The following is a 26,092-nucleotide window of genomic DNA, read 5'->3' as shown; positions in this document are numbered from 1 at the left end:
ATGTCGACCGACACCACGGTCGAGGACACCGGAGGGGCGACGACGGGGGAGACCCCGGCGGACGCCCCTCCGGCGGGTTCCTCGTTCCTCTCCTACGTCCTGCGCAAGTCGGGCGGCGCGGCCGTGAGCCTGCTCATGGTCGTCGCCCTCGGCTACTTCGCCTTCAAACTCCTGCCCGGTGACCCGGTCTCGAAACTCGCCGCCACCCGGCCCATGTCCGCCCAGCAACAGGCGGCGATGCGGGAGGAACTCGGCCTGAACGATCCCTGGTACGTCCAGTTCCTCGACTACCTCCGAGGGATCTTCACCGGGGACTTCGGGACCAGTTACGTGTACTCGCGGCCGGTCTCCGAGCTCATCGCGGAGTTCTTCTGGCCCACCATCGTGCTCACCGCCTCCGCCGCGGCACTCGCGATCGGACTGGGACTCTGGATGGGCCAGCGGGCCGCGTGGCGCCGCAACTCCTGGTTCGACCGGCTGACGACGGGCACCTCCCTCATCCTGTGGTCGGTCCCGACCTTCTGGCTCGGCCTGCTGCTCCTCATGGTCTTCGGTGGGACGCTCCACTGGTTCCCCACCGGCGGCATGGTGTCCTCCGGTGTCGACCCGTGGACACCGGCCTACGTGCTCGACGTCGCCCACCACCTCGTCCTACCCGTGCTCACGATGGTCGCGGTCGTCTACGCCCAGTACCTGCTCGTCATGCGGGCCTCGCTGCTGGAGGAGATGACGGCCGACTACCTCACGACCGCCCGGGCCAAGGGACTCAACGAGGACGGGGTGCGCTCCCGCCACGCCGTGCCCAACGCACTCCTGCCGACCGTGACACTCGTGTTCATGCACATCGGTGGGCTCATCGCCGGGGCCGTCACTGTCGAGACGGTGTTCTCCTGGCCGGGCCTGGGCAAACTCACCTTCGAAGCGCTCGCCGGTCCGGATCTGCCACTGCTGCAGGGCACCTTCGTCGTGTTCTCCGCGATCATCATCGTCATGAACTTCCTCGCGGACCTCGTGTACCGCGCACTCGACCCCCGCGTGAGGAGGGCCTGATGACCCCGCAGCACACGTCACCACAGGACACGCCCCGGACGGAGACCGCCACGGTCGGCACCGGGGGACAGGGCGCCTCGGCGGCGGCCGTCGCACGTCAGCGGCGGATCGCCGCGGCCAAGGACACCTGGACGCAGTTCCGTGCGGACACCGGTGGGATGGTGGGCGCGGTCGTGCTCGCCCTCTTCGTCCTCGTCGCGGTGTGCGCCCCGCTCATCGCCCCGCGGGAGATGCTCGACGTCACCCAGCAACTCGACTCCCCGCGCTACGCCCCGCCGAGCTGGGAACACCCGCTGGGGACCGACAACTTCGGGAGGGAGCTGTGGGCCCGCATGGTCTGGGGCGCACGGATCTCGCTCATCGTCGGCGTGGCCGCGACCGCGATGTCGATGGTGATCGGCACCGTCATGGGATTGGCCGCCGGACACTTCACCGGATTCGTCGGGGGAGTGGTCATGCGACTCATCGACTTCTTCCTCGTCATCCCCTCGCTCATTCTCGCGATCGTCCTCACCGCGGTCCTCGATCGGGGTCTGCTCACGGTCGTCATCGCGATCGGGGCGACGAGTTGGGCGGGAACGGCCCGTGTCGTCCGTGCGCAGACCCTGTCCGCGGAGTCACGGCTCTACGTCGAACGCGCCCGGGTGCTCGGGGCCGGCCACTGGCACATCATCGGTCGGCACCTGCTGCCGGCGGTCATGCCGCTCGTCATGGCGAACACGACGCTCACCGTGGGATCCGCGATCATCGCGGAGTCGACCCTCGCCTTCCTCGGGCTCGGTGGCGCCGGACAGCAGTCCTGGGGCACGATCCTCAAGAACGCGATGGACGCCTCGGCGACGACCGCCGGTTACTGGTGGTACATCCTCACACCCGGCATCGCGATCGTCCTCGTCGTCCTCGCCTTCACCCTCGTCGGTCGTGCCTTCGAGGCGATCGCCAACCCGACGCTGCGGGCGCGGTGAGCCCCGTGCGTCCTGCGAGCACCGCGCGTACCGTGCCCCACGGGTGCGGCCCGCGCGCCACACCCCTCGTCCTCCCCACCCCACCCGACGTCCCGGGAGTCCCCACATGAAATCCCTCGTCTTCGAGGACGTCTCGATCACCTACCGCACCCGGACGGGCCGCGGGCGGGTCGAGGCGGTCAAGAACCTGTCCCTCGAGCTCCCGGCCGGCGGGTCCCTCGGCATCGCCGGGGAGTCCGGCTCGGGCAAGTCGACGCTCATCCTCTCTGCCCTGCGCCTGTTGCCGCGCAACGCCGAGGTCACGGGCCGGGTGCTGCTCGGCGGCCAGGACCTGGCCGAGCTGAGCTTCGGGCAGATCCGCGCGGTCCGCTGGTCGGAGGCCTCGATCGTGTTCCAGGGAGCCCTCCACTCCCTCAACCCCGTCCGCAAGGTCGGGGCGCAGATCATCGAGGCGCTGGAACTCCACGTGAAGGACTCCTGGCGCAGTGCCGCGGCGCGGAAGAAGCGCATGGAGGATCTGCTCGCCCAGGTCGATCTGCCGGTCGCGAAGGCGGAGTCGTTCCCGCACGAACTCTCCGGTGGGCAGAAGCAGCGGATCATGATCGCCATGGCCCTCGCCTGTGAGCCGAACGTCATCATCGCCGACGAACCGACCACCGCCCTCGACGTCATCGTCCAGAAGCAGATCCTCGACGAGATCTCCTCCCTCGTCGCCGAGCACGGCATCAGCCTGCTCATGATCTCCCACGACCTCTCGGTCCTCGCCTACGTGTGTGAGGACCTGGCGATCATGCGCCACGGCGAGCTCGTCGAGGTTGGTCCGTCCGCACGGGTCGTCGCCGCTCCACAGGAGGACTACACCCGCCAGCTGGCCGAGGCGTTCCCCACGATCGGCGACCGCACGAGCCGCCTGGAGCCGGTGACCCGGAATCCCGCGCGGATCACCGTGGAGGATCCGCAGGAGATGACCGAGGAGGTCGTGCTCTCCGCCACCGGGGTGAACGTCACCTTCAGCGGACGCGGCCACGCGGTCCGTGCCGTCGCGGACGTCGACCTCGACCTCCACCATGCGGAGATCCTCGCGGTCGTCGGCCAGTCGGGGTCCGGCAAGACCACTCTCGCCCGGACACTCCTGGGGCTCCAGGAGGCCGACGCGGGTTCCCGGGTCGAGTACCGCGGGAAGCCCCTGGGCCGGAAGGCGAAGGCACTACGGGAGTTCCGGCGGTCGGTGCAGATGGTGCTCCAGGACCCCTCGGGATCGCTCAACCCGAAGCTCAGCGTCTACGAGTCGGTCGCCGAGGGCCTGCGTGTCCAGAAGTTCTCCGGGGACGAGCACTCCCGGGTGATCGAGGCGCTCGAAGCCGCCGAGCTCCTGCCCGCGGAACGGTACCTCTCCTCGATTCCCCAGGAGCTCTCCGGCGGGCAGCGGCAACGCGTCGTCATCGCCGGTGCCCTGGCCCTCGAACCGGAGATCCTCGTCGCCGACGAACCGGTCGCGAGCCTCGACGCGAGCGTGCGTGGCGAGATCCTCTCGCTCTTCCTGGCCCTGCGGAAGAACCGGGGGACGTCGACCCTCGTCATCACCCACGACCTCGGACTCGCGTGGAACATCGCGGACACCGTCGCCGTCATGCGCGCCGGCCGGATCGTCGAACGCGGCCCCGTCGAACAGGTGCTCCTCGACCCGCAGCACGCCTATACGAAGGAACTCCTCGCCGCCGTCCCGTCCTTCCGCGCCGACCGGGTCGGTGCACTGTGAGCGCGGCCACCTCCCCCTACGCCGCCGAGGCGCCCCTGACCCGCGGTGACCGCGTGGCCCTCGTGGCCGCCTCGGGGCCGACCGACCGGGAGGGACTCGACCATGCGGTGCACGTGTTGGAGTCCTGGGGACTCGACGTGCAGGTCGGTGCCCACGTCGAGGACCGCCATCCGCGGGCGGCGGACTACCTGGCCGGCACCGACGAGGGACGGCGGTCCGATCTCGTCGAGGCCTGGTGCGATCCGGATGTCGCCGCCGTCGTCTGCCTGCGTGGAGGATACGGGGCCATGCGTCTGCTCGACGGGATCGACTGGGACCGGATGCGGTCCCGTGCGTGGCGGGCGGACGGACGTCCGACCCTGCTCACTGGATCGAGCGACGTGACCGCACTCCACCGGGCGATCGAGCACCACGTCGGTGTCCCCAGCCTCTTCAGCCCGATGCCGGGCAATGCCGTGTTCCGGGAGTCCGACAGGATCCCCGCGGACGTGCACCGGTGGATGTTCGAGCCCTGGGGAGGACGGACCGTCTCCGGTCCGGACGCCCTCACCCTCCTGCCGGGGAGTGCGACCGGCCGGACGACCGGCGGGAACCTCGCCCTGTTGGCCGGGGCCGTCGGTGCACCGGAGAGCCTGCGCCACGAGCGGGGGACCGGGGAGGGCACCTCGCGAGCTGTGCCCGCAGGGAGCGGGGACGGAGGGGCCCCGACCGGTTCCGTCCTGCTCGTCGAGGACGTCGGCGAGAAGACCTACCGCCTCGACGGGTTCTGGCTGCACCTCCTGCGCTCGGGGCAGTTGGACCGGATCGAGGCGCTCGTCCTCGGGTCCTGGGACGACTGCCCGCCGGTCGCCGAGGTCGAGGCGCTCGCACTCGAATACGCCCGGGCCGCCGGTCTGGAGTCCCGCGGTGTGCCCGTCGTCGGCGAGCTGGGCTTCGGCCACGATCCCCACGCGCTCTCGGCGCCGCTCGGCGTTGAGGTATGTCTCGACGCCCCGGCCGGTGGGACGCCCACGCTCACCGTCCTTCCCTGACCTGCCTTCGCCGTACCGACCTCCTCGAAGGAGACCCCGTGACGTCCTCCCCGTACTTCGACACCCCACCCTTCTCCCCGGAGTCGTTCACCGCACTCGACGGTGTCGAGTTCTCCGCACACGCCTACGACATCGACTCCGGAGCGGTGCTGTTCAGTCATCAGCCGGACCTGGAACTCGGCACCGCGAGCGTGCCGAAGGTGTTCCTCCTGTACTCCGCGCTCGCGATGGTCCGCGACGGCGAGCTCTCGCTCGACGAGAAGCTCCGGCGGCGGCCTTCCGAGCGGGTGGCCGATTCCGGGCTCTGGTACCTGTTGCAGCAGGACAGCCTCAGCGTGTTCGACATCGGCATGCTCATCGGGGCGGTGAGTGACAACTTCGCGACGAACGTCCTCGCCCGGCGCGTGGGCCTCGACCGGGTCCACCGCGACACGGCCGCGCTCGGGTACACGTCCTCGGGGCTGCACGACTACCTGCGATGGCCCCGGCCCGCAGGGGCCCCGGCACGACTGTCCTCGGGGACGGCGGCGGAGCTGTCCGATTTCATGGCAGGTGTCTCGCGTGACGCCTTCTTCGACGAGAGTCTGTCCGAGGTGCTGCGCCGGTGGTTGGGCGCGGGGACCGACACCTCGATGGTCGCTTCCGCCTTCGACCCGGACCCGCTCGCACACTACGAATACGACCGTGGGGCGTGGGTGGTGAACAAGACCGGGACGAACGGGACGATCCGGGCGGACATCGGCATCGCCATGACGCGCGAGAAGCGGATCGCGTACGCCGTCATCGCCAACTGGGAAACCGGGACCGACCGGGTCCGCGAGGTCATGCCGATCATGCGCCGCGCCGGCGAGGCGATCCACGAGGCGCTCCTGCCCGGGAGCTATCCGGGCACCGCCCGCGCACATGAAACCGCATCCACCACCGACGAGGGGACCCGATGACCCGCCTGCTCATGATCGTCAACGACACCGACTCGAAGCCCGGCGCTCTCGTGCCGTGGCTCGTGGCCCGGGACGTCGAGTTCGACCTGCGGATCGCCGGGGTGAGCCCCTTCCCGGAGCCCACGGCGCTCGGCGACTACGACGGTCTCGTGCTGCTCGGCGGAGGTCTCATGCCGGACGAGGACGACACCGCGCCGTGGTTGGCCGACGAGAGGCGCCTGGTGGAACGGGCCTTCGCCGAGGACGTCCCGCAACTGGGTATCTGCCTCGGTGGCCAGATGCTCGCGCACGTGGCCGGGGGAGAGGTGAAAGCCCGCACCGGTGCACCGGAGAAGGGGTACACCGACGTGACGATGACGCCGGCGGCCGCCGAGGACCCGGTGTTCGCTCGCGTGACCCGGGAGACGGCTTTCGTCGAGAGCCATGTCGACAGGATCACCCGACTGCCGGATTCCGCCGTGCTTCTGGCGACGAGCGAACTGTGCGAGAACCAGGCCTTCCGTGTCGGCCGGGCGTGGGGCACCCAGTTCCACCCGGAAGCCGGGGCCGAGAACCTCACCCGGTGGGACGGCGACCGCCTCGCCGCGCTCGGTTTCGACAAGGAGCAGCTCCTCGCCCGGGCCAGGGAGATCTCCGACCGTGTCGTCCCGGACGCCGAAGCCCTGGTCGACGGCTTCGTGCGAGAGGTCCGCCGCACCACGACCTGACTGGACCCGACAGGTTGTAGTGGGGGTTCGCCGACGGCATTTATCCTGGCACATCGTCAACATTATGATGACGATGTGAGGATCTTGGACAGTGCTCGTGAACACGGGATCACGGACGAGGAGATCTTCCACGCGCTCGACAACGCGATCCGGTACCGCGAGCAGGAGTACGACGGGGAACTGCGACTGTTCGTCATCGGTGCTGACCAACACGGCAGGTTCCTCGAGCTCGTCGTGGTCCCGATGGACGATCCGATGCGGGTCATCCCTGCAGACATTCTCAGACCCAGCCACTACGACTTCCTCTGAGCGAGGGGTGATTACCATGTCCGAACTTCCGATCCGCAGCGACATCGACGACTTCATCGATGGCATCGACCCCGACTCGATGCGTGACGGCAAGCATTTGCGGGCGGTCGCGGCCGCGCGCAAGGCGGTCGAAGAGTCCCAGTCCAGGCTCCAGCACGCTGTCGACCAGGCACGGGACGCCGGAGATTCCTGGACCGCGATCGGTATGGCCCTACGGACCTCCAAGCAGAACGCCTACCGGAAGTACGGTCAGAAGAACTGACCACGTCTGGGCTCCGTCACCAGGGCTTGTCGTAGCCGGAGGAGCCGTCCTCGGCCTGGTCCTGCTGGTCCTGGCGTTCCTGGCCCTTCTCGGAGCGTTCGCGCAGGATGCGCTTCTTCTCCTCCGGATCGTCCGGGACCTCGCCACCCTCGAGTGGGTCCTTCGGTGCCTGGTTCTCCTCGTCCTCGGAGCCACCACCGGACCCCTCGTCCTCGTCGCCGGAGCCACCGGAGTTCCCGCTGTCGCCGGACCCGCCGTTCTCGCCCTCGGATCCGCTCTCTCCTTCGTTCTCTCCCTCGGATCCTTCGCCCTCACCCTCGGAGCCCTCGCCGGAGCCCTCCTGGTTCATCTCCTCCTGGGCGTTCTCGGTCCGCTCCTGGGCGTTCTCGTTGGCCTGTTGCTGCGGGGAGTTCTCCGGGCGGCAGGACTCGGGTGCCTCCGCCAGGAGCGTCTGGGCCTCGTCGTACCGTTCGTTCGCGGTGTCGATGTCGTCGTCGGCCCGGGCGATCCCGGCCTTCTGCTCCACCACCCAGGCGAGGTTGAGGCGCACCGCGCACTCGTCGGCCTCGGGGGTCCGTTCGAGGGCGACCCTCAGTTCGGACTCCGCGGTGTCGTAGTCACCGTCCACCGCGGCGGTCGTTCCTCGGTTGAAGGGCGGCTTGTGCCGTTCGGTCGGACTGATGTCCTCGAACTGATCGGCTCGTTCGATCGTCTTCTGGGAGTCGCCCGCCGCGAAGGCCTGCGACGACCCGGTGAGGATGCCCCAGGGGACGAACATCGACCCGAAGAAGAGGGCGAGGACGGCGCCGGTGCTCACCGAGAGCCACCCGCTCACCCCCATCCGGACCTGACGCAGGGGGTTGTCCGGTCCGGGGCGCATCTTCGCGAGCCACGCCGGCGCCCGGCGGGTCCTCGTCCCTTCCTGCGGGGCCGTCTTGCCCTTCTTCAGAGCCTTCTTCCCCTTCTTCGGGGCGGCTCCGGTCGTCGGGTCCTGCGGGTTCATGCGCCGTACCTCCTCGGCGGAACGGGGTGACCTGCCGGTCCGGGTGCGACGGGACGTCCGGTGGCACCGGGGTGAACGGGCGCACCGCGGACTCGTCCGGCAGGGGGACCGCCCTTCCCGAGTGTCGAGAGCGAGCGGACGCGGGTGAGGGAGAAGACCGCCTCGGCGGCGATCCAACCGAAGACGAGGATCAGCGGGATCCAGAAGAACTCCCGCGTGCCCCCGGCGATCTCCTTCTCGACGAGCTGGGTCTCGAAGGTCGGCGCGGCGTAGGCGGAGTCGAAGCCGGTCATCGCACCCCGGTGGACGTATCCGACACCGAGCTCGCCGGCCATCGCCCGCAACTGTGGCTCGTCGATCCGGGAGACGGCGTTCTTGCCCGTCGCGGGGTCCTGGATGTACGTCGGGCCCTCGGCCTCCTCGCCGCCCTCACCCCCGCCGGTGGGATCCGCCAACCCTTCGGCCAGGCGGGTCTCCTTCATCGGGCCACCGGCCACGGTGCCGTAGCCGAACACTGCGCCCTCGGACACCTCGGACCCGAACTCGGCGAGCGAGGCGGGGGAATCCTGCGAGGTCTGCTCGCCGTCACCGAAGTAGTAGACGACCCGGGCGTTGGCCGGGTTCTGCTCGGCGGCGGCGTCGAGACGGTCACGGAGCACCTCGGTGAAGGCGGTGACGGACGACCCACCGGAGTAGCGCGTGATCTCCGGGCGCAGGGTGTCGACGGCGGACCGGACCGCCGCGTGGTCGGTGGTGAGCGGCACCCGGACGGCTGCGTCCGAGTCGAAGGTGATCATGCTGATCCGCGCCCCCGGCAACTGGCCGATGAGGGCGTCGAGGTCCTCCTTCACCCCGTCGAGGCGGGGCTCCTGTCCACCCCAGTCCTCGGCGACCATGGAAGCCGAGGTGTCGACGACGAGGAACACGTCGACCGCGCTCTCGGCGGTGTGCGCCGTCGAGGACACGGGCACCGCGGGCCGGACGAAGGCGAGTGCCAACAGCACGAGGGCACCGGTGCGGCACAGCCACTTCCACCGGTTCTCCTTCACCGTCACGGCGAGGAACACACAGCCGGCCCCGAGCACGAGCACGAGGAGCCCCACCAGCCACAGGGGCCACACGGGGTCGAGGAGCAGTCCACCGAGTCTCACAGCCGGAACCTCCAGGACAGGACGAGCACGGCGACGAGGCCGAACAGGGTGAGGACCAACCACACGACGGGCCGGTCGTGGACGAGGACGATCGGTTCCGCGTCGGTGAGTGCGGCCTCCTGCGCCTGGATCTCGTAGACGATGTCCTCGGCGGCCGAGGCGGAGCTCATGGGGAAGTCGACACCCCCGGTGTCCTCTGCGGCGGCGACGAGTTCCTCGATCTCGGACCCGGCCCAGAAGCTGTCGGGGTAGAGCGGGTAGATGCGCGCGCCGATGTCGACGGCCAGTTCGGTGGCCTCCGGGACGGTGAAGGTCTCGACACCGCTCACCACGTTGTCGGTGGCGAAGACCACGGACCGCGACCGGTCCTCCTCGTCGCGGTCGAAGTTGTCGATGCACGAGGCCAGTCCGTCACCGATGAGCGAGGCGCCGGGGATGTTCCAGTCGAAGGTGCCCTGGGCGATGCTGCTGGACTCGAACTCCCAGGAGCTCACGGCCTCCTGGGCCTCCGTGAGGTACTCGGTGGCCATGTCGTAGTCGTCGGTGAGCGGGAACGAGAGGATCGCCGACTGGTTGAACACCGTCATCCCGATCCGCTCGCCGTCGAAGGACTCGATCATCTCCAGGTAGGAGTCGATGATCTCCGCGTCGTAGGGCAGCATCGAACCGGACACGTCGAGGCACAGCATGACGTCACGGCGTTCACGTTCGGGGGAGACCGCCTCGATCCGTACCGGACGGGCGATCCCGACGAGGGCGACGAGCGCGGTGAGGACGACGACGAGGAACGCGGCGACGGCACCGAGCAGCAGGACCGTCCGCCGCCGGGCGAAGGCCGGCAGGGCGGTCACGCGGTCGAGGTGCGCCACCGGCACGTTCCCGCCGGTCCGGCGGCGGGGTCGGGACAGGAGGAACACGGCGAGGGCGGCCGCGACGAGCAGGATGACGGAGACCCACCAGAAGATCAGCTCCATCGGCCCACCAACTCCTTCACCGCACGTAGTTCGTCCTGTCCACCGCTGCTCGACCCGCGCCGGGAGAACTCCGCGGTGTAGAGGAGTTCGACGACCTCGGCGATCGGTCTGATCCGCCGGGCACGCAGGTCCCGCAGCGTGAGGTGGTCGATCCGGATGTCCCAGGCCGACCGGGCGAAGTCACGGACGACGACACCCAGCTGCTGCGCCAGCGCCCGGTCGTCGAGCTCACCGGACCGCCACCGCGTCTCGACCTCGGAGATCCGGTTCCGGTAGGTGAACGCCACGTGCTGCGGGACCGCGCCGAGTTCCCCGGCACTGCGCCGGGCCCGGACGAGTGCCCGCCACAGGGGCATCCCGAGCAACAGGACGGCGATGAGGAGGCCGAGGACGGCCAGGGCCACCCACCACGAGGAGGGCGACATCGCCGGGTAGAGTTCACCGCCCACCGTGCTGCCTCCTCATGAGTCGTCGCAGTTGTTCGAGGGAGTCGTCGGTCCCGGCGACGCGGGTGAATGGGATGCCCGCGGTGCGCAGGACCTCTTCGTTCGCCGCGATCCTGCGCGCCTCGGCGGCCCGGTACTCCTCCCACAGACCGGCCCCGCGCAGGATCTCCGGGGGCAGCCCGGTCCCGGTCGGGTCGACGATGTCGAAGGGGCTGTCCGTGCCGCGGGAGAAGGATTCGAGGTCCGCGTCGGCGATCGTCATCCACATGAGCTCGTGCTGGACGTCCAGACGCCGCAACAGGCGTGGGTCGAGGCGGTCGAGCGGGGCGTCGTCGGCGAGCACGATGACGAGCATGCGCTTGCGCAGGTGCTCGGCCACCCACTGCAGCCGGACGCCGATGTCGCTCGACCGGTCGGCCGGGAACCCCGCCGGGGCCTGGGCGGACTGGATGCGGCGCAACAGCTGTTCGAGGTGGGCCTCGGTGCCCTTCTTCTCCGAGTGGCGGGTGTGCTGCCCCCACCCGTCGACGAGCATGACGTCGTCACCGTGGCGGACCGCCAGGTATCCGGCCATGCCGGCGAGCATGATGGCGACCTCGCGCTTGGGTTCCCCGGAGGCGGAGACCGCGTCGAGACCGATCCCGGTGTCCGTGACGATCGCCAGCGCGTGGCGTCGGTGGGCGACGTAACGTTTGACGAGCGGGGTCGTGTGGCGGGCGGTCGCCTTCCAGTCGATGTCCCGGATCTCGTCACCGGGCACGTACTCCCGCAGGTCGTCGAAATCCATGCTGTGGCCGTGGAAGACGGAGGCGTACTCGCCCTCCAGCAGACCGCGGGTCCGCCGGTGCGCATGGATCGACATGCGCGCCTTGACCTTCGTGAGCAGGGCCGCCATCAGGGCGTCCGGACGGCCTTGAGCAGATCGGTGATGACGCGTTCGACCGGAATGTTCTCCGCCACGGCCTCGAACCCGAGGATCACGCGGTGGCGGAGGATGCGGACGGCCAGGTCCTTGACGTCCTCCGGAACCACGTAGTTGCGGCCCCGGATCATGGCCAGGGCCCGGGCGGCGTTGGTGAACGCGATCGAGGCACGTGGGCTCGCCCCGCACTCGATGTACTTGGCGAGCGGACCGATGTACCGCCCGGCGTTGCGTGTGGCGGTGACGATCTCGACCAGGTAGCGGCTGATCGCCGGGTCGATGTAGATGTTCCGTGCGGTCTCCTGGAGGATCCGCACGTCGTCGAGCGAACAGGCCGGCGAGGGCCGCTCCTCCGAGGAGAAGACACCGGCGTCGAGGCGCCGGAGGATCTCCATCTCCTCGTCGGGGGTCGGGTACTCCAGGACGTCCTTGATCATGAAGCGGTCGAGCTGGGCCTCGGGCAGCTGGTACGTGCCCTCCTGCTCGATCGGGTTCTGGGTCGCCATCACGAGGAAGGGCGAGGGCATCTCGTAACGGTGCCCGCCGATCGTCGTCTGCTTCTCCTGCATCGCCTCGAGCATCGCCGACTGCGTCTTCGCGCTCGACCGGTTGATCTCGTCGAGGAGGACGAGGTTGGCGTGGACGGGGCCGAGCCGGATCTCGAAATCACCCGTCGAGGAGTTGTAGATCTGGGACCCGATGATGTCGCTGGGCAGGAGGTCCGGCGTGCACTGGATCCGGGCGAAGTCCGCGCGCACCGCGTTCGCCAGGGCGCTGGCCGCCGTCGTCTTCGCCAGACCCGGCACACTCTCCAGGAGCACGTGGCCGCCGGTGAGCAGACCGAGCACGAGGGTCTCACGCAGCCGTCGCTGCCCGACGACGAAGTGGTCGAGGTACTGCTCGACCGAGGACAGGATCCCCTGCGCGTGCCCGATCTCCTGCGTGTTCGCCGGCGCCTGGTGGGGGTTCGGGGTCCCCTGTGGCGGGGAGGTCTGCGGCTGCGGAGAACGTGCCTGCGGGGACTGCGCCGCCGAGGTGCCCCGGGCGGGCGCGCTGTCCCCACCCGTCGGTCCGCCCTGCGGGGGCGCGGCCGGTGCCTGGACGGGACGGTTCGGCTGCGGGGCCTGCGACATGAGGGTCCTTCCGGGGTCGGGCTGGCGTGTTCCACCAGCCTAGACGGGGGTACGGACACCGAAGTGGAGACACGGTGTCGCAGTCCCGGAACGTGCGCCTCGGCGGCGGTCCGATACCACGCCGGGAGAGTCCACGGAAGGGGTCCGGGAACACTTGTGTGTGGATGAAGTTCACAGAAAAATTTCTTCCTGTGGACAACCCTCCGGGAGGCGTGGACGGCACGGTGGACGGGGCGGTGGGAACCGGTCGACCAGTACCGTACGAGCCGCGAGAATCCGCCTCGCGGACCTGTCGTACACCGGTCTGTGGAGGGCCGCTCACCGGGTGTCACGAACCTGTGAAAACTCTTTCCGACACGGGCGAATCACACTGGTGTGACACACCATCTAGGGGTAACCTCGTCACCGAACACAACATCTAGTGGTCGGTCGCCCGGAACCGTGGAACAGTCCCCGGGGCCCGTCCCGCCCGCCGCCGACGCGGACGATGTCAGTGAGAACGCCAGTGAGACCCAGCGGAGGAAGCCCATGATCACCGTGTACACCAAGCCGTCCTGCGTCCAGTGCACCGCGACCCACCGCGCCCTGGACGCGAAGGGCATCGAGTACCGTTCGGTCGACCTGGCCCAGGACCCGAACGCCCTCGACGTCGTCAAGGCCATGGGGTACATGCAGGCTCCGGTCGTCGTCACCGACAACGACCACTGGTCGGGCTTCCGCCCGGACAAGATCGCGACCCTCGGGTCGGACCGCGCCGCAGCGGGCGTGGCCTGATCCCTCCCGACCGGTCACCGGCACCCGCCGGTGACCACACCGACGTGGAGGCGAACGACGTGCTCGTCGTCTACTACTCGAGCAATTCCGAATACACCCACCGCTTCGTCGGCAAGCTGCGGCACCCCGCGGTCCGCATCCCGCAGTCGACGAACGAGGACACCCTGCTCGTCGACGAGCCCTTCGTGCTCGTCACCCCGACCTACGGGGCCGGCCCCCACCGCGGGGCCGTCCCCAAACAGGTCATCACGTTCCTCAACGTGAAGGACAACCGTGACCGGCTCCTCGGCGTCATCGGTGCCGGGAACACGAACTTCGGTGAGGACTACTGCAAGGCGGCACGCATCGTGGCCGCGAAGTGCCGGGTACCGCTGCTCCACCGGGTGGAGCTGCTGGGCACCGACGAGGACGTCACGTACGTAGACCAAGGATTGGATTCACTGTGGCAGCAACGGCTGAAGCCCGCGATCTAGAAGCGATCATCCGCGAGGACACGGATCTCGACTACCACGCACTCAACGCGATGCTGAACCTGTACGACGCCGAGGGTCGCATCCAGTTCGAGCGCGACAAGCAGGCGGCGCGTCAGTACTTCCTCCAGCACGTCAACACGAACACCGTCTTCTTCCACGATCTCAAGGAGAAGCTGCGGTACCTGGTCGACCACGACTACTACGAGCCCGAGGTCCTCGACCAGTACTCCTTCGAGTTCATCAAGGGCCTGTCCGAGCTCGCCTACTCGAAGAAGTTCCGGTTCCAGACCTTCCTCGGCGCCTTCAAGTTCTACACCTCGTACACGCTCAAGACCTTCGACGGGAAGCGGTACCTGGAGCGCTTCGAGGACCGTGTCGTCATGGTCGCGCTGTTCCTCGCCCGCGGTGACGAGCAACTGGCCACCCGCCTCGTCGAGGAGATCATCGGCGGTCGGTTCCAGCCGGCAACCCCCACCTTCCTCAACGCCGGAAAGAAGCAGCGCGGCGAGCTCGTGTCCTGCTTCCTGCTGCGCATCGAGGACAACATGGAGTCGATCGGTCGCTCCATCAACTCCGCGCTGCAGCTGTCCAAGCGCGGCGGTGGTGTGGCCTTCTCGCTCACGAACATCCGCGAGTCCGGTGCCCCGATCAAGAAGATCGAGAACCAGTCCTCCGGAGTCATCCCCGTGATGAAGCTCCTCGAGGACTCCTTCTCCTACGCCAACCAGCTCGGTGCCCGGCAGGGTGCCGGCGCGGTGTACCTCAACGCGCACCACCCGGACATCTACAAGTTCCTCGACACCAAGCGGGAGAACGCCGACGAGAAGATCCGGATCAAGACCCTGTCGCTGGGTGTCGTCATCCCGGACGTCACGTTCGAGCTGGCCAAGCGCAACGAGGACATGTACCTCTTCTCGCCCTACGACGTGCAGCAGGTCTACGGCGTGCCCTTCACGGAGATCTCCGTGACGGAGAAGTACGAGGAGATGGTCGACAACCCGGCCATCCGCAAGAAGAAGATCAATGCCCGCGAGTTCTTCCAGACCCTCGCCGAGATCCAGTTCGAGTCCGGCTACCCGTACATCATGTACGAGGACACCGTGAACCGGGCCAACCCGATCGACGGCAAGATCACCATGTCCAACCTGTGCTCGGAGATCCTCCAGGTCTCCGAACCGAGCACCTACGACGCCGACCTCAACTACACCGAGATCGGCAAGGACATCTCCTGCAACCTCGGGTCGCTCAACATCGCGCTCACCATGGACTCCGGGGACATCGGCCGGACCGTCGAGACCGCTGTGCGTGGTCTCACCGCGGTCTCCGAGACCTCCGACATCACCTCGGTGCCGTCGATCGCTCGCGGCAACGACATGTCCCACGCCATCGGGCTGGGTCAGATGAACCTCCACGGCTTCCTCGCCCGCGAGCGGATCCACTACGGATCCGAGGAGGGCCTGGACTTCACGAACATGTACTTCTACACGGTGGCCTTCCACTGTGTACGTGCCTCGATGGAGATCGCCCGCGAGCGCGGCCGGACCTTCGAGGGCTTCGAGCGTTCCGACTACGCCTCGGGCAAGTACTTCGACAAGTACACCGAGCAGGAATGGGCGCCGCGCACCGAACGCGTGGCCCGGATGTTCGCCGACTTCGGTGTGCACGTCCCGACCCGTGAGGACTGGCTGGAGCTCAAGGAGCAGGTCGCCGAGCACGGCATCTACAACCAGAACCTGCAGGCGGTCCCGCCGACCGGTTCGATCTCGTACATCAACAACTCGACGTCCTCCATCCACCCGGTGGCCTCGCGGATCGAGATCCGCAAGGAGGGCAAGATCGGCCGCGTGTACTACCCCGCGCCGTTCATGGACAACGACAATCTCGACTACTACGCCGACGCGTACGACATCGGGTACGAGAAGATCATCGACACCTACGCCGAGGCCACGCAGCACGTGGACCAGGGCCTGTCGCTCACGCTGTTCTTCAAGGACACCGCGACGACCCGCGACATCAACCGCGCGCAGATCTACGCGTGGCGCAAGGGCATCAAGACGATCTACTACATCCGCATCCGGCAGATGGCGCTCGAGGGCACCGAGGTCGAGGGCTGCGTCTCCTGCATGCTCTGAGCCCCCGCGGTGTCCGGGACAATGGTTCCCGGACACCGGCGGGTGTGTCAGCACCGGTGACGACCACGACGTGCAGGAACGATCAGGAGAAGGACGAAGGACCTCATGAGTGAGAAGCTCAAGCTCGTGTCCCACGTGGACGCGATCAACTGGAACCGCATCCAGGACGAGGTGGACGCGGACGTCTGGGACCGTCTGACCGCCAATTTCTGGCTGCCGGAGAAGGTGCCGCTGTCGAACGACATCCAGTCGTGGAACACGCTGACCGAGGACGAGAAGACGCTCACCATGCGTGTCTTCACCGGCCTCACGCTGCTCGACACCATCCAGGGCACCGTCGGCGCGGTCTCGCTCATCCCCGACGCTCTCACCCCGCACGAGGAGGCCGTCTACACGAACATCGCGTTCATGGAGTCGGTGCACGCGAAGTCCTACTCGTCGATCTTCTCGACCCTGTCGGACACCAAGCAGATCGACGACGCCTTCCGCTGGTCGACGGAGAACCAGAACCTGCAGCGCAAGGCCGAGATCGTCATGGACTACTACCGGGGTGACGACCCGCTCAAGCGCAAGGTCGCCTCGACGCTGCTCGAGTCCTTCCTGTTCTACTCCGGCTTCTACCTGCCGATGTACTGGTCCTCGCACGCCAAGCTCACGAACACGGCGGACCTCATCCGCCTCATCATCCGTGACGAGGCCGTGCACGGGTACTACATCGGCTACAAGTTCCAGCGTGGTCTGGAGACCCAGTCGGAGGCCCGGAAGCAGGAGATCAAGGACTACACGTTCGAGCTGCTGTTCGAGCTCTACGAGAACGAGGTCCAGTACACCCACGACCTCTACGACGGTGTGGGACTGAGCGAGGACGTCAAGAAGTTCCTCCACTACAACGCGAACAAGGCCCTCATGAATCTGGGCTACGAGGCGATGTTCCCGTCCACCGTCACGGACGTGAACCCCGCGATCCTCTCCGCGCTGTCGCCGAACGCCGATGAGAACCACGACTTCTTCTCCGGCTCCGGTTCCAGCTACGTGATCGGCAAGGCCGAGAACACGACGGACGAGGACTGGGACTTCTGATCCTCAGATCCCACTGACATCCCTGGTGAGAGGCTCGGGCGGCTCCGCACGCGAGGCGCCCGGGCCTCTTCTCGTCCCCGGACGCGCCGTACGGGGTTGCCACCTGAGGGCAGGTGATGTGTCTAGACTCACCGGACAACCTCCCTTGAGGCCTCGAGGGTCCGAGTGGAACGGACGTGGTGGCGATGAGCGAGCAGACACTCGACCGGATCCGGCGCCAGAGCTGGTACGGGGCGAAGAAGCACGTGAAGACGGCCCTGAGCCTGCCGGGCGTCCACCCGGTGCTGCGAGCCCTGGCCCCGCACGTCCCGCGCATCCGGGTGGGCCGGTTGCCGGCGCCTCGGGCGCTGCGGGAGGTCCAGGCCTACGTCGAGGGCGGGAGCTTCCGCATGGTCCGCCCGGACCGCTGCGAGATCGCCAAGGAACTGTACTGGGGGAACGGCCGCCGCCCGCCGACGCCTACGCGATCGACCTCGTCGTCCGCCTGTGCGCGGATGCCCGGACCTTCCTCGACGTGGGGGCGTACACCGGGGTCCTCACCCTCGCGACCCTCGCGGCACACCCCCGGCTGCGGGCCCATGCCTTCGACATGGTGCCGCCGGTCGTCGCGGTGCTGGAGGAGAACGTGGCGCGCAACGGATTCCGGGACCGCGCCGAGGTGCACCTGCACGCGGTCGGGGACCCGGAACTCACCGCCCGCATGCCCTCGGTCGACAGCGGGTCCGCTCTGCCGTCCTTCCTCTCGACCGCGATGACCTTCGATGACGGACAGACCGTCGGATCACGGGCACTCGACGACTTCACGGAGGCCGTCGAAGGACCGGTCGTCATGAAGATCGACGTCGAGGGCGGTGAGGTGGACGTCCTGTCCCACGGTCGGGAGTTCCTGGCCGCACACCGTCCGGACATGCTGTGCGAGGTGCTCGCCGAGGCGGACGGCCCCGCGATCGAGTCCCTCCTGGAGCCCCACGGCTACCGCTTCTACCAGGTCGGTACCGACGGACTCCGGGAACGCCCGCGCATCGAACCGGACCCCTCCGTCCGTGACTGGCTCTTCTCGACCCGCACCCCCGAGGACCTGGACGCGCTCGGAATCCCCGTCCGCGGCTGAGCCACCTCCGCTGTGCGGCCGCTGAATGTGTGTCGGAGGGGCCCAGTACGGTTCTCCACATGTCGACATCCATCGATGTGTACCCCGGCAGACCGTTCACGCCCATGGTGGAACAGACCCGAGTAAGGACACAGGTAGTGATGCAGAAAGTGCTGCATACTGTGAGGCATGAAGATCAGCAGGACCACCGTGCGGAAGTCGTTGCCCATGAGTGAGCGGGACCTGGTGGATCTGGCTGCGCTGCGCACGTCGCCTGATCGGCGTGCGGCGTTGTCCGCGGCCTCCGGCGTCGACCTCGCCGCGGATGCGAGCGATGCCGCGATTCTCCACGCCGTGTGGGAGGCCGGGTTGGCAGCAGTTCGTGCCCGCGTGGAGGAAGACGGGTACGCCGAGATGGCCGTTCAGCAGGACGTGTCGTCCCGTCGGGCGGCTGCTCGACGGAGACGCCAGTCCTGGGCGGACGAATCATGAACTGGCCGCTGTTGCGCGGCCAGGTGGTCCGCGCCGACATCGGACTCGACGAGCCGAAACTGCTGGTGGTGGTCTCGAACAATCGGCGCAATTCGCGGCTCGCGCAGGTGCTCGCCGCTCGACTGACGACGAGTGCGAAACCTGCGATCCCGAGCATCGTCGAGCTGTCGAGTCACCCTTCGTTCACCGGGCGGGTGGTCTGCGACGACATCGTCGAGGTGTACGAGGACGAAGTGATCGGGGTCATCGGGGTGCTCTCGCCCCACGAGATCTCGGCCCTGAACACTGGACTCAAGGCGGCACTGGACCTGACCTGATCCCTGCTGTCCCGGCCCAGCGGGATTGTGCGGGCAGGTGCTGGAGTTTCCGAGGCTGGGCCCATCACCTGCTGGAACATCGGATACCGCGCCCATCAGCTGCCGAGAAACCTGCGGAATCCGGCCGCGCATTCTTCCACCATCCAGCACCTGGTTCCCGGATCACGGTTCAGAACACGCCGGCGAGTGCCATCAGGGGCCAGCTGATGCCGCCGAGCGCGAGGAGGATCACGAGGAAGGCGGCCGGACGCATCGAGAGTTCGGACAGGGTCACGGAACCCGGGTAACGCCGGCGTGCCTGCCCGGGGGTCAGGGGGTCGTTGTCGACGAGGGGAGCGATCCCGAGTGCCCGGAGTTCCCTCTCGACCTCCCAACTCCTCCAGGGCGAGTAGGCGCCGAGCACCCTGCCCTTGCCACGGAAGACGAACCGGGGCGTGCTCACCGGGCCGTTCCGACCGGGGATCTGGAGCGCACTGAGCACGAGGACCTCGTCGATCCGATCGGCCGGGATCTCACGCGGGCCACGCAGCACGTACCGCAGGAGCACACGGCGACGGTTCACGTAGGCTTCGACATAGGCGGGGAAGACCAGGAGGCCCGCGATCGCCCCGACGACACCGAGCAGGGTACAGACCGCAGCGATCCCGACGGTTCCTGCGAGCGCACCGTCGGGATCCGCCCGGACCCCGAACGCCGTCCATACCCCGCCGGCGACGGTGAGGAGTCCGCAGGCGACGAGGAAGATCCGTCCGGCGTAGATCGACATGCGAGCATCCTAGGTACCGACGGAAAGCCCGGGGCGCCTCCTCGACGTGGAGGAGGCGCCCCGGGCGGTGTCGGGTACCGCGGGTCAGACCCCGGCGAGGTCCGCGCCGAGCACCTCGGCGACGAAGTCGCGCTTGGCCTGCTCGTACTCGTCGGCGAAGCGGCGGATGAGGTCGCCCGCGGGGACGGAGGCGGTGATCGAACCGACGCCCTGGCCGGAGCCCCAGATGTCCTTCCAGGCCTTCACCTCGCGCTCGCCGTCGGCCCTGGTGGAGAAGCTCATCGCCGAGGGGTCCGAGCTCGGCAGGTTGTCCGGGTCGAGGCCCGCCCCACGGATCGAACCCTTGAGGTAGTTGCCGTGCACCCCGGTGAAGAGGTTGGAGTACACGATGTCGTCGGCGCCGGAGTCGACGATCATGTTCCGGTAGTCCTCGACGACGTTCGCCTCGGGCGTCGACAGGAGTGCCGAGCCGATGTATGCGAAGTCCGCGCCGGTCGCCCGCGCCGCGAGGACCGACCGGCCGTGCGCGATCGCACCGGACAGGGCGACGGGCCCGTCGAACCAGTTCCGGATCTCGCGGACGAGGGCGAAGGGCGACTGTGAACCGGCATGACCGCCGGCACCCGCGGCCACGGGGATGAGACCGTCGGCGCCCTTCTCGATCGCCTTGCGGGCGAACCGGTCGTTGATGACGTCGTGGAGGACGACACCGCCGTAGGAGTGGACCGCCTCGTTGACCTCCTCACGCGCACCGAGCGAGGTGATGACGATCGGCACCTTCTTGTCGACGACGACGCCCAGGTCGTGGTCCAGCCGGTTGTTGGTCCTGTGCACGATGAGGTTCGCGGCCACAGGGGCGACCGGGTCCTCCGGGTGGGCCGCGGCGTAGGCGGCGTTCGACTCATTGATCTCGTCGAACCACTCGGCCAGCAGCGAGTCCGGGCGGGCATTGAGGGTGGGGAACGAGCCGATCATGCCGGCCTGGCACTCCGCCTTCACGAGTTCCGGCCCCGAGGCGATGAACATCGGCGAGGCGATCGCGGGGATGCGGAGGGGAACGTCGAGTGCTGCGGGCAGGTTGCCCATGGTGATTCTCCTGTCGGTCGTCGGTGTTGACGTCTCCGCGCGGGCCGTGGTGACAGCAGTGTGCGGGTCGCGCGGAGCGAAGAACGGTCACGGTGTCCCCGTCAGGTTACACCGTGACCGAACATTCGTTCAGGTGGTTTCAGGCCCGGCGGCGGATGCCGCGCCCGAACCGGAATCCGAGGTCAGGAGTCCGTGAACTCCGGGTCGCGCTTCTCGACGAAGGCGGCCATGCCCTCCTTCTGGTCAGCGGTCGCGAGAGAGGCGTGGAACAGACGGCGCTCGAACTTCAGGCCCTGGTCGAGGGTCGTCTCGAAGGACAGGTTCACCGCCTCCTTCACGAGCGCGCTCGCGACGGCCGACTTCGAGGCGATCGTCGCGGCCACGGACAGGGCCTCGTCCATGAGCGCCTCGGGGGCGACGACCCGGGAGACGAGACCGGAACGCTCGGCCTCGGCGGCGTCGATGAACCGGCCGGTGAGGCACAGGTCCATGGCCTTCGCCTTGCCGATCGCGCGGGTCAGGCGCTGGGATCCACCCATGCCGGGCAGCACGCCGAGGTTGATCTCCGGCTGGCCGAACTTGGCCTTCTCGGAGGCGATGAGGACGTCGCACATCATGGCGAGCTCGCAGCCGCCACCGAGCGCGAAGCCGTTGACGGCACCGATCACGGGGGTGCGGACCTCGGTCAGTGCGGTCCAGCCGGCGAACCAGTCGGCTTTGTACGCCTCGGAGAAGCCCAGCGGCTGCATCTCCTTGATGTCGGCCCCGGCGGCGAAGGCCCGGCCGGCACCCGTGATGACGATCGCCTTGACCTCGGGGTCGGCGTCGAAGGCGGCGGCCGCGGCCGTCACGTCCTGCATGACCCGGAGGTTGAGCGCGTTGAGGGCGTCGGGCCGGTTGAGCGTGATGAGGCCGGTGCCGTCCTTCTTCTCGACGAGGACGGTGGCGTACTCGGTGGGGGTGTTCTCGGTGGTCATGCGAAGACTGTCCTCTCGACGGGGGTGTCCAGGATGTCGGAGACCTCGGCGGGCGAGATCTCCTCCAGGGTGGCGGGGTTCCACTGCGGGTTGCGGTCCTTGTCGATGACCTGGGCGCGGATGCCCTCGACCAGGTCGGGGCGCCGGGCGAGGCCCAGGCCGGTGCGCAGGTCGCGTTCGAGCACCTCGGCGAGTGTCATGCCCGGCGCGGTGCGCAGCATCTCCAGTGTCACCGCGAGAGAGCGCGGGGACTTGGTGCGGATCGTCGCCGCGGCCGAGGCGGCTGCCTCGTTCCCGGACGAGCCCGCGGCGTCGAGGGCCGCGAGGACCTCCGGCACGGTCGGCTGATCGAAGCAGGCGGCGATCCACTCGCGGTCGGCGGCCGTCGGGTCGGCGGGCGCCTCGGCGGCGAAGCGGGCGATGGTCGCCTCCAGGTCGCCCTCGGCGGGCAGCGCCTCGAGAGCGGCGACGAGGTCGGGGACCCGGGCGTCGGGCACGAAGGTGTCGGCGAGACCGAGGGCGATCGCGGTGCCGGGACCGACAGGATCACCGGTGAGGGCCATCCACGTGCCGACGTGGTCGGGCACGCGGGCCAGCAGGTGGGTGGCGCCGACGTCGGGGAACAGGCCGATGCCGGTCTCGGGCATGCCGACCTTCGTGCTGTCGGTGACGATGCGGTGCGAGCCGTGCGCGGACACGCCGACGCCCCCGCCCATCGTGATGCCGTTCATGATCGCCACGTAGGGCTTGGGGTAGTCGGCGATCGCGTGGTTCATCGCGTACTCGGTGGCGAAGAACAGCATGGCGTCCTCGTCCCCGGCGGTGATGGAGGCGTGGATGGCCTTGATGTCGCCGCCGGCGCACAGGCCGCGTTCGCCGCGCCCGGTGATGAGGACGCGGGCCACCTCGGCGTCGTCACGCCACTGGCGCAGGGCGCCGTCGATGATCGCGACCATGTCGTTGCCGAGCGCGTTGATGGCCCGCGGGCGGTTGAGCTCGATCCGCCCGGTCCCGGCCGTACGGCCGACGACGACCGTGGGTTCCTCGGGCGGCGCGGCGGCCGTGGTGCTCGTGTGGTTCGACTCCATCGTCTTCAGCCAACTCCTGTGCTCCGGCGGGAGATGATCACCCGCATGATCTCGTTCGTACCTTCGAGGATCTGGTGGACCCGCAGGTCACGGACCAGCTTCTCGATTCCGTACTCTGTCAGATAGCCGTAACCGCCGAACAGCTGGAGGGCGGAATTGGCGACCTCGAAGCCGGCGTCGGTGGCGGTGAGCTTGCCCATCGCGGACAGGAGTGAGGTGTCCGGGTCCCCGACGTCGTAGGCGCGGGCCGCGCGGTGGAGCAGGGAGCGGGAGGCCTCGAGCTTCGCCTGCATGTCGGCCAGCCGGAACCGCAGGGCCTGGAACCCGGTGAGGTCGGAGCCGAAGGCCTGGCGTTCGCCCATGTACTCGACGGCCTTCTCCAGGGCGGCCTGTCCGCCGCCCAGCGAGCAGGCAGCGATGTTGAGGCGCCCGCCGTCGAGGCCGGACATGGCGATCTTGAAGCCCTGACCCTCCTCACCCACCAGGTTCTCCGCCGGCACGCGGACGTTCTCCATGAAGACCTGACGCGTGGGCTGGGCGCGCCACCCCATCTTCTGTTCGTTGGCGCCGAAGCTCAGACCCTCCATCCCCTTCTCGAGGACGAAGGCGGAGATCCCACGCGAACCCTCCTGGCCGGTGCGGGCCATGAGGAGGTAGAGCTCGGTGTCGCCGGCGCCGGAGATGAACTGCTTGACGCCGTTGAGGACGTAGTGGTCGCCGTCCTTGCGGGCGGTGGTGCGCAGCGCGGCGGCGTCCGACCCGGCGTTCGGCTCGGTGAGGCAGTAGGAACCGAGCTTCTCCATCGAGGCCAACGGGCGGAGGAACTTGTCCTTCTGTTCCTCGTTCGCGTACTTGTCGAGCATCCACGCGACCATGTTGTGGATCGAGATGTAGCTGGCGACGGCGGGGCAGCCGGTCGACAGGGTCTCGAAGATGACGGCGGCGTCCATCCGTCCCAGTCCGGAGCCCCCGTACTCCTCCGAGACGTAGATGCCGCCCATCCCGAGCTCGGCGGTCCGCTTGATGACGTCGACCGGGAAATGATGCTTCTCGTCCCATTCCAGGGCGTGGGGAGCGATCTCGGCGTCCGCGAAATCACGGACCATCGAGGCCAGTTCGGCCTGGTCCTCCGACAACCCGAAAGGGAGGGCTGCTGCGGTGCTGCGTGCCACGGTGACTCCTTCGTTCGTGCGCGCTCGTGCCGGGACGTCCTTGTCCCGGATGGCCGGATCCCAGCATACGCGAAAAAGTCGGACGTCCGACTAATCGGACGAGGAGGGTGCACAGGTGTGCAGGTGAGGTGCACGAGGGGAGGGCGCCTCGGCGGCAGGTAGGTCAGCGGTGGGGTGCCGGGGGTTGGGCGGCAATCACGTCAGTGGTGGTCGTCGAGGCCGGAGCGGAGGTCGGTGAGACCGGAGAGGAGGTCGTCGAGTGCGTCCGCCGGGAGGCCCGGCGAGGAGAACACGTCCGCGTTGAGGGCGTGGGTCGCCTGGGCGGCGAGGTCTCGGCCGGCCTCGGTGATCTCGATGAGGGTGGTGCGACCGTCGGTGGGGTGGGGGCGGCGGGCGACCAGGCCGGCCTTCTCCAGTCGGTCGACCGAATTGGTCGTCGAGGTCGCGTGGACCTGGAGGCGGCGGGTGATCTTGTTCATCGGGAGGGAGCCGCGCTTGGTGAAGGAGAGGAGCTGGAGGACCTCGTACCGGGAGAAGGTGAGTTCGAAGGGGCGGAGCGTGCGGTCGACGCGGCCGAGAAGCAGCTGGTGTGCGCGCATGATCGAGGTCACGAGGGTCATCCCGGGCGCCTCGTCGGTCCATCCGTGGGCGATCCACTGCTTGCGGGATTCCTCGATCGGGTCGAAAGCGGGCACGGTGCTCCTCGGTCGGGACGACGGTGATGGTGTCCGAAGCACTCTACCGGGGGAGCGGGGCGCGGACCTGTACGGCGCGGGGGAGTGGTGGGACGATCGGTGTATGTGTGGACGCCTGAACATGTCCGGTGACCCGGCGGCGCTGGCCGACGAACTGCGCATCGAGATGATGACGCACCATTACACGCCGCGGTACAACGTGCCGCCCGGAGCGCCGCTGCCGATCGTGGTCGACCGGCCCGGGGAGGACGGCGCGCTCGTGCGGCGCATGGAGACGGCGCGATGGGGACTGGTGCCCGGGTGGGCGAAGGACGAGAAAATCGGGTTCCGTGCCTTCAACGCGCGGTCGGAGACGGCGGCCGAGAAGCCGATGTTCCGCAAGGCCTTCGCCGAGCGACGGTGCGTGGTCCCGGTGACGGGGTACTACGAGTGGCAGAAGGTCGGTGACGACAAGCAGCCGTGGCTCATGCACGCGGCTAAGGCGCCGGCGTTGTACATGCTCGGCTTGTTCGAGTTCCGTAAGCGCGGGGAGGACGAGCGGGAGACGATGGATCCCTCGGTGCAGGACGGCTGGCTCGTGTCGACGACGATCCTCACGACCGAGGCGCACGGTCATCTGGCCGAGGTGCACGACCGCATGCCGGTCATGGTCGATGCGGCGGGTGTGGGGCAGTGGACCGACGGGTCGCTCTCCGGGAAGGAGGCCCAAGGGGTGCTCTTCGATCGGATCGAGCGGATGGACGTGGACGCGGTCGCCCGGTACCGGGTCGGGAAAGCCGTGGGGAACGTGCGGAACCAAGGGGCTGAGCTCATGGAGCCGGTCGAGGAGTGATGTCGGGGATTCCTGGAGCTGTGGTGAGGGTTCCCTGCAGCTGTGGTGCGGGTCACTCGAATCCGAGTTGCGCGTAGCCCGAACTGGTGAGTAGAGTTTTACCTCGTTCGCCGCCACGGTAGGCGGGGAACGACAATCGAATCTCCACCCGACCGGGTGACGGGCAGGGCGTTACGTGTCCGTGTTTCTCCTGGTCAGTCCGGGTACCGGCCACGATCACGTGGTCAGGGTCACACGGGCAGGGTTTGGACCGGATGCCGGTCCGGGTCTAGGATGGAGAAGTTGCCTCACCACGAGGCCGACACGAACAGGACATGAACCTTCGGGTCCATGCGTCTGGATGTGCCGGGGGTAGTGGTGGTGAGCGTCTGTTCTTTGAGAACTCAATAGCGTACCTAGTACTTCCATTCGTGATGGTGCCAAACAATTGGTCTCCAGGCCAACTATTTCACCCGCGTGTCGCAC

28 protein-coding genes are annotated in these 26,092 nt (G+C 68.2%); 16 read left to right on the top strand and 12 right to left on the bottom strand.

Translation table 11 applies throughout. From position 1 onward, the window contains the following. The 8 genes from AAD496_RS07680 to AAD496_RS07645 all read left to right on the top strand — a co-directional run bounded on the left by AAD496_RS07680 (position 1) and on the right by AAD496_RS07645 (position 7,024). The gene (locus AAD496_RS07680; RefSeq protein ID WP_349828072.1) at positions 1-1,050 is read left to right on the top strand and encodes an ABC transporter permease; all 1,050 of its coding nucleotides are present in this window, start codon (positions 1-3) and stop codon (positions 1,048-1,050) included. Continuing rightward, positions 1,050-2,015, top strand: coding sequence for an ABC transporter permease (locus tag AAD496_RS07675; RefSeq protein ID WP_349828071.1), 966 nt, complete (start codon positions 1,050-1,052; stop codon positions 2,013-2,015). The genes AAD496_RS07680 and AAD496_RS07675 overlap by 1 nt, the downstream gene beginning before the upstream one ends. Positions 2,016-2,121: 106 nt before the next feature. Further along, complete coding sequence (locus tag AAD496_RS07670) at positions 2,122-3,774, top strand: ATP-binding cassette domain-containing protein (protein WP_349828070.1); 1,653 nt, start codon at positions 2,122-2,124, stop codon at positions 3,772-3,774. Further along, positions 3,771-4,805: a S66 peptidase family protein gene (locus AAD496_RS07665; RefSeq protein WP_349828069.1), complete on the top strand. Its 1,035-nt coding sequence runs from the start codon at positions 3,771-3,773 to the stop codon at positions 4,803-4,805. The genes AAD496_RS07670 and AAD496_RS07665 overlap by 4 nt, the downstream gene beginning before the upstream one ends. A 38-nt stretch (positions 4,806-4,843) precedes the next feature. Then, positions 4,844-5,746: a serine hydrolase gene (locus AAD496_RS07660; protein ID WP_349828068.1), complete on the top strand. Its 903-nt coding sequence runs from the start codon at positions 4,844-4,846 to the stop codon at positions 5,744-5,746. After that, complete coding sequence (locus AAD496_RS07655; protein ID WP_349828067.1) at positions 5,743-6,453, top strand: glutamine amidotransferase-related protein; 711 nt, start codon at positions 5,743-5,745, stop codon at positions 6,451-6,453. The genes AAD496_RS07660 and AAD496_RS07655 overlap by 4 nt, the downstream gene beginning before the upstream one ends. A 75-nt stretch (positions 6,454-6,528) precedes the next feature. Beyond that, positions 6,529-6,762 carry a DUF4258 domain-containing protein gene (locus AAD496_RS07650; RefSeq protein ID WP_349828066.1) on the top strand — a complete coding sequence of 78 codons (234 nt, stop codon included), beginning with the start codon at positions 6,529-6,531 and terminating at the stop codon, positions 6,760-6,762. A gap of 16 nt (positions 6,763-6,778) precedes the next feature. After that, the gene (locus AAD496_RS07645) at positions 6,779-7,024 is read left to right on the top strand and encodes a hypothetical protein (protein WP_349828065.1); all 246 of its coding nucleotides are present in this window, start codon (positions 6,779-6,781) and stop codon (positions 7,022-7,024) included. Between the two features lie 16 nt (positions 7,025-7,040). Here AAD496_RS07645 and AAD496_RS07640 read toward each other — a convergent pair whose 3' ends face one another. From AAD496_RS07640 to AAD496_RS07615, 6 genes are read right to left on the bottom strand one after another with little or no spacing between them, the layout of a single operon-like run. Next, positions 7,041-8,027, bottom strand: a complete 987-nt coding sequence (locus tag AAD496_RS07640; RefSeq protein ID WP_349828064.1) for a hypothetical protein — start codon at positions 8,025-8,027, stop codon at positions 7,041-7,043. Then, entirely contained in the window at positions 8,024-9,178 is a 1,155-nt protein-coding gene (locus AAD496_RS07635; protein WP_349828063.1) for a vWA domain-containing protein, read from the bottom strand. Before AAD496_RS07635 ends, AAD496_RS07640 begins: the two co-directional genes overlap by 4 nt. Then, positions 9,175-10,152 carry a vWA domain-containing protein gene (locus AAD496_RS07630; protein WP_349828062.1) on the bottom strand — a complete coding sequence of 326 codons (978 nt, stop codon included), beginning with the start codon at positions 10,150-10,152 and terminating at the stop codon, positions 9,175-9,177. Before AAD496_RS07630 ends, AAD496_RS07635 begins: the two co-directional genes overlap by 4 nt. Next, positions 10,143-10,601 (bottom strand): hypothetical protein, encoded by a 459-nt coding sequence (locus tag AAD496_RS07625; RefSeq protein WP_349828061.1) that lies wholly within the window; start codon positions 10,599-10,601, stop codon positions 10,143-10,145. Before AAD496_RS07625 ends, AAD496_RS07630 begins: the two co-directional genes overlap by 10 nt. Continuing rightward, positions 10,591-11,493, bottom strand: a complete 903-nt coding sequence (locus tag AAD496_RS07620) for a DUF58 domain-containing protein (protein WP_349828060.1) — start codon at positions 11,491-11,493, stop codon at positions 10,591-10,593. Before AAD496_RS07620 ends, AAD496_RS07625 begins: the two co-directional genes overlap by 11 nt. After that, entirely contained in the window at positions 11,493-12,653 is a 1,161-nt protein-coding gene (locus AAD496_RS07615; RefSeq protein ID WP_349828059.1) for an AAA family ATPase, read from the bottom strand. Before AAD496_RS07615 ends, AAD496_RS07620 begins: the two co-directional genes overlap by 1 nt. Before the next feature lie 528 nt (positions 12,654-13,181). Between AAD496_RS07615 and nrdH the strand changes: the two genes are divergently transcribed. From nrdH to AAD496_RS07580, 7 genes are all read left to right on the top strand, one after another. Then, complete coding sequence (nrdH, locus tag AAD496_RS07610; protein ID WP_349828058.1) at positions 13,182-13,427, top strand: glutaredoxin-like protein NrdH; 246 nt, start codon at positions 13,182-13,184, stop codon at positions 13,425-13,427. A gap of 59 nt (positions 13,428-13,486) precedes the next feature. Then, positions 13,487-13,900, top strand: coding sequence for a class Ib ribonucleoside-diphosphate reductase assembly flavoprotein NrdI (nrdI, locus tag AAD496_RS07605; RefSeq protein WP_349828251.1), 414 nt, complete (start codon positions 13,487-13,489; stop codon positions 13,898-13,900). Next, a complete protein-coding gene (gene nrdE, locus AAD496_RS07600) occupies positions 13,870-16,032 on the top strand; it encodes a class 1b ribonucleoside-diphosphate reductase subunit alpha (RefSeq protein ID WP_349828057.1) in 2,163 nt (720 codons plus the stop codon). The genes nrdI and nrdE overlap by 31 nt, the downstream gene beginning before the upstream one ends. 105 nt (positions 16,033-16,137) lie before the next feature. After that, the gene (gene nrdF, locus AAD496_RS07595; RefSeq protein ID WP_349828056.1) at positions 16,138-17,112 is read left to right on the top strand and encodes a class 1b ribonucleoside-diphosphate reductase subunit beta; all 975 of its coding nucleotides are present in this window, start codon (positions 16,138-16,140) and stop codon (positions 17,110-17,112) included. Between the two features lie 514 nt (positions 17,113-17,626). Then, a complete protein-coding gene (locus AAD496_RS07590) occupies positions 17,627-18,223 on the top strand; it encodes an FkbM family methyltransferase (protein ID WP_349828055.1) in 597 nt (198 codons plus the stop codon). 168 nt (positions 18,224-18,391) lie between these two features. Further along, the gene (locus tag AAD496_RS07585) at positions 18,392-18,694 is read left to right on the top strand and encodes a hypothetical protein (protein ID WP_349828054.1); all 303 of its coding nucleotides are present in this window, start codon (positions 18,392-18,394) and stop codon (positions 18,692-18,694) included. Continuing rightward, complete coding sequence (locus AAD496_RS07580) at positions 18,691-19,011, top strand: type II toxin-antitoxin system PemK/MazF family toxin (RefSeq protein WP_349828053.1); 321 nt, start codon at positions 18,691-18,693, stop codon at positions 19,009-19,011. The genes AAD496_RS07585 and AAD496_RS07580 overlap by 4 nt, the downstream gene beginning before the upstream one ends. Positions 19,012-19,180: 169 nt before the next feature. Here AAD496_RS07580 and AAD496_RS07575 read toward each other — a convergent pair whose 3' ends face one another. From AAD496_RS07575 to AAD496_RS07550, 6 genes are all read right to left on the bottom strand, one after another. Continuing rightward, the gene (locus AAD496_RS07575) at positions 19,181-19,777 is read right to left on the bottom strand and encodes a hypothetical protein (protein WP_349828052.1); all 597 of its coding nucleotides are present in this window, start codon (positions 19,775-19,777) and stop codon (positions 19,181-19,183) included. Positions 19,778-19,861: 84 nt separating this feature from the next. After that, positions 19,862-20,863 (bottom strand): NAD(P)H-dependent flavin oxidoreductase, encoded by a 1,002-nt coding sequence (locus AAD496_RS07570; RefSeq protein ID WP_349828051.1) that lies wholly within the window; start codon positions 20,861-20,863, stop codon positions 19,862-19,864. A gap of 182 nt (positions 20,864-21,045) precedes the next feature. Further along, complete coding sequence (locus AAD496_RS07565; protein WP_349828050.1) at positions 21,046-21,840, bottom strand: enoyl-CoA hydratase; 795 nt, start codon at positions 21,838-21,840, stop codon at positions 21,046-21,048. Continuing rightward, positions 21,837-22,928: an enoyl-CoA hydratase/isomerase family protein gene (locus AAD496_RS07560; RefSeq protein ID WP_349828049.1), complete on the bottom strand. Its 1,092-nt coding sequence runs from the start codon at positions 22,926-22,928 to the stop codon at positions 21,837-21,839. Before AAD496_RS07560 ends, AAD496_RS07565 begins: the two co-directional genes overlap by 4 nt. A 5-nt stretch (positions 22,929-22,933) precedes the next feature. Next, positions 22,934-24,100, bottom strand: coding sequence for an acyl-CoA dehydrogenase family protein (locus AAD496_RS07555; RefSeq protein ID WP_349828048.1), 1,167 nt, complete (start codon positions 24,098-24,100; stop codon positions 22,934-22,936). A gap of 200 nt (positions 24,101-24,300) precedes the next feature. Continuing rightward, positions 24,301-24,795 (bottom strand): MarR family winged helix-turn-helix transcriptional regulator, encoded by a 495-nt coding sequence (locus tag AAD496_RS07550; RefSeq protein ID WP_349828047.1) that lies wholly within the window; start codon positions 24,793-24,795, stop codon positions 24,301-24,303. A gap of 121 nt (positions 24,796-24,916) precedes the next feature. Between AAD496_RS07550 and AAD496_RS07545 the strand changes: the two genes are divergently transcribed. Next, positions 24,917-25,627 carry an SOS response-associated peptidase gene (locus AAD496_RS07545; protein WP_433913743.1) on the top strand — a complete coding sequence of 237 codons (711 nt, stop codon included), beginning with the start codon at positions 24,917-24,919 and terminating at the stop codon, positions 25,625-25,627. The last annotated feature ends 465 nt before the right edge of the window (positions 25,628-26,092 follow it).

The sequence above is a fragment of the Brevibacterium litoralis genome (assembly GCF_040212315.1).
GTDB lineage: Bacteria > Actinomycetota > Actinomycetes > Actinomycetales > Brevibacteriaceae > Brevibacterium > Brevibacterium litoralis.
Note: the sequence above shows the minus strand (reverse complement) of the source record. Positions and strands in the feature narration are given on the sequence as shown.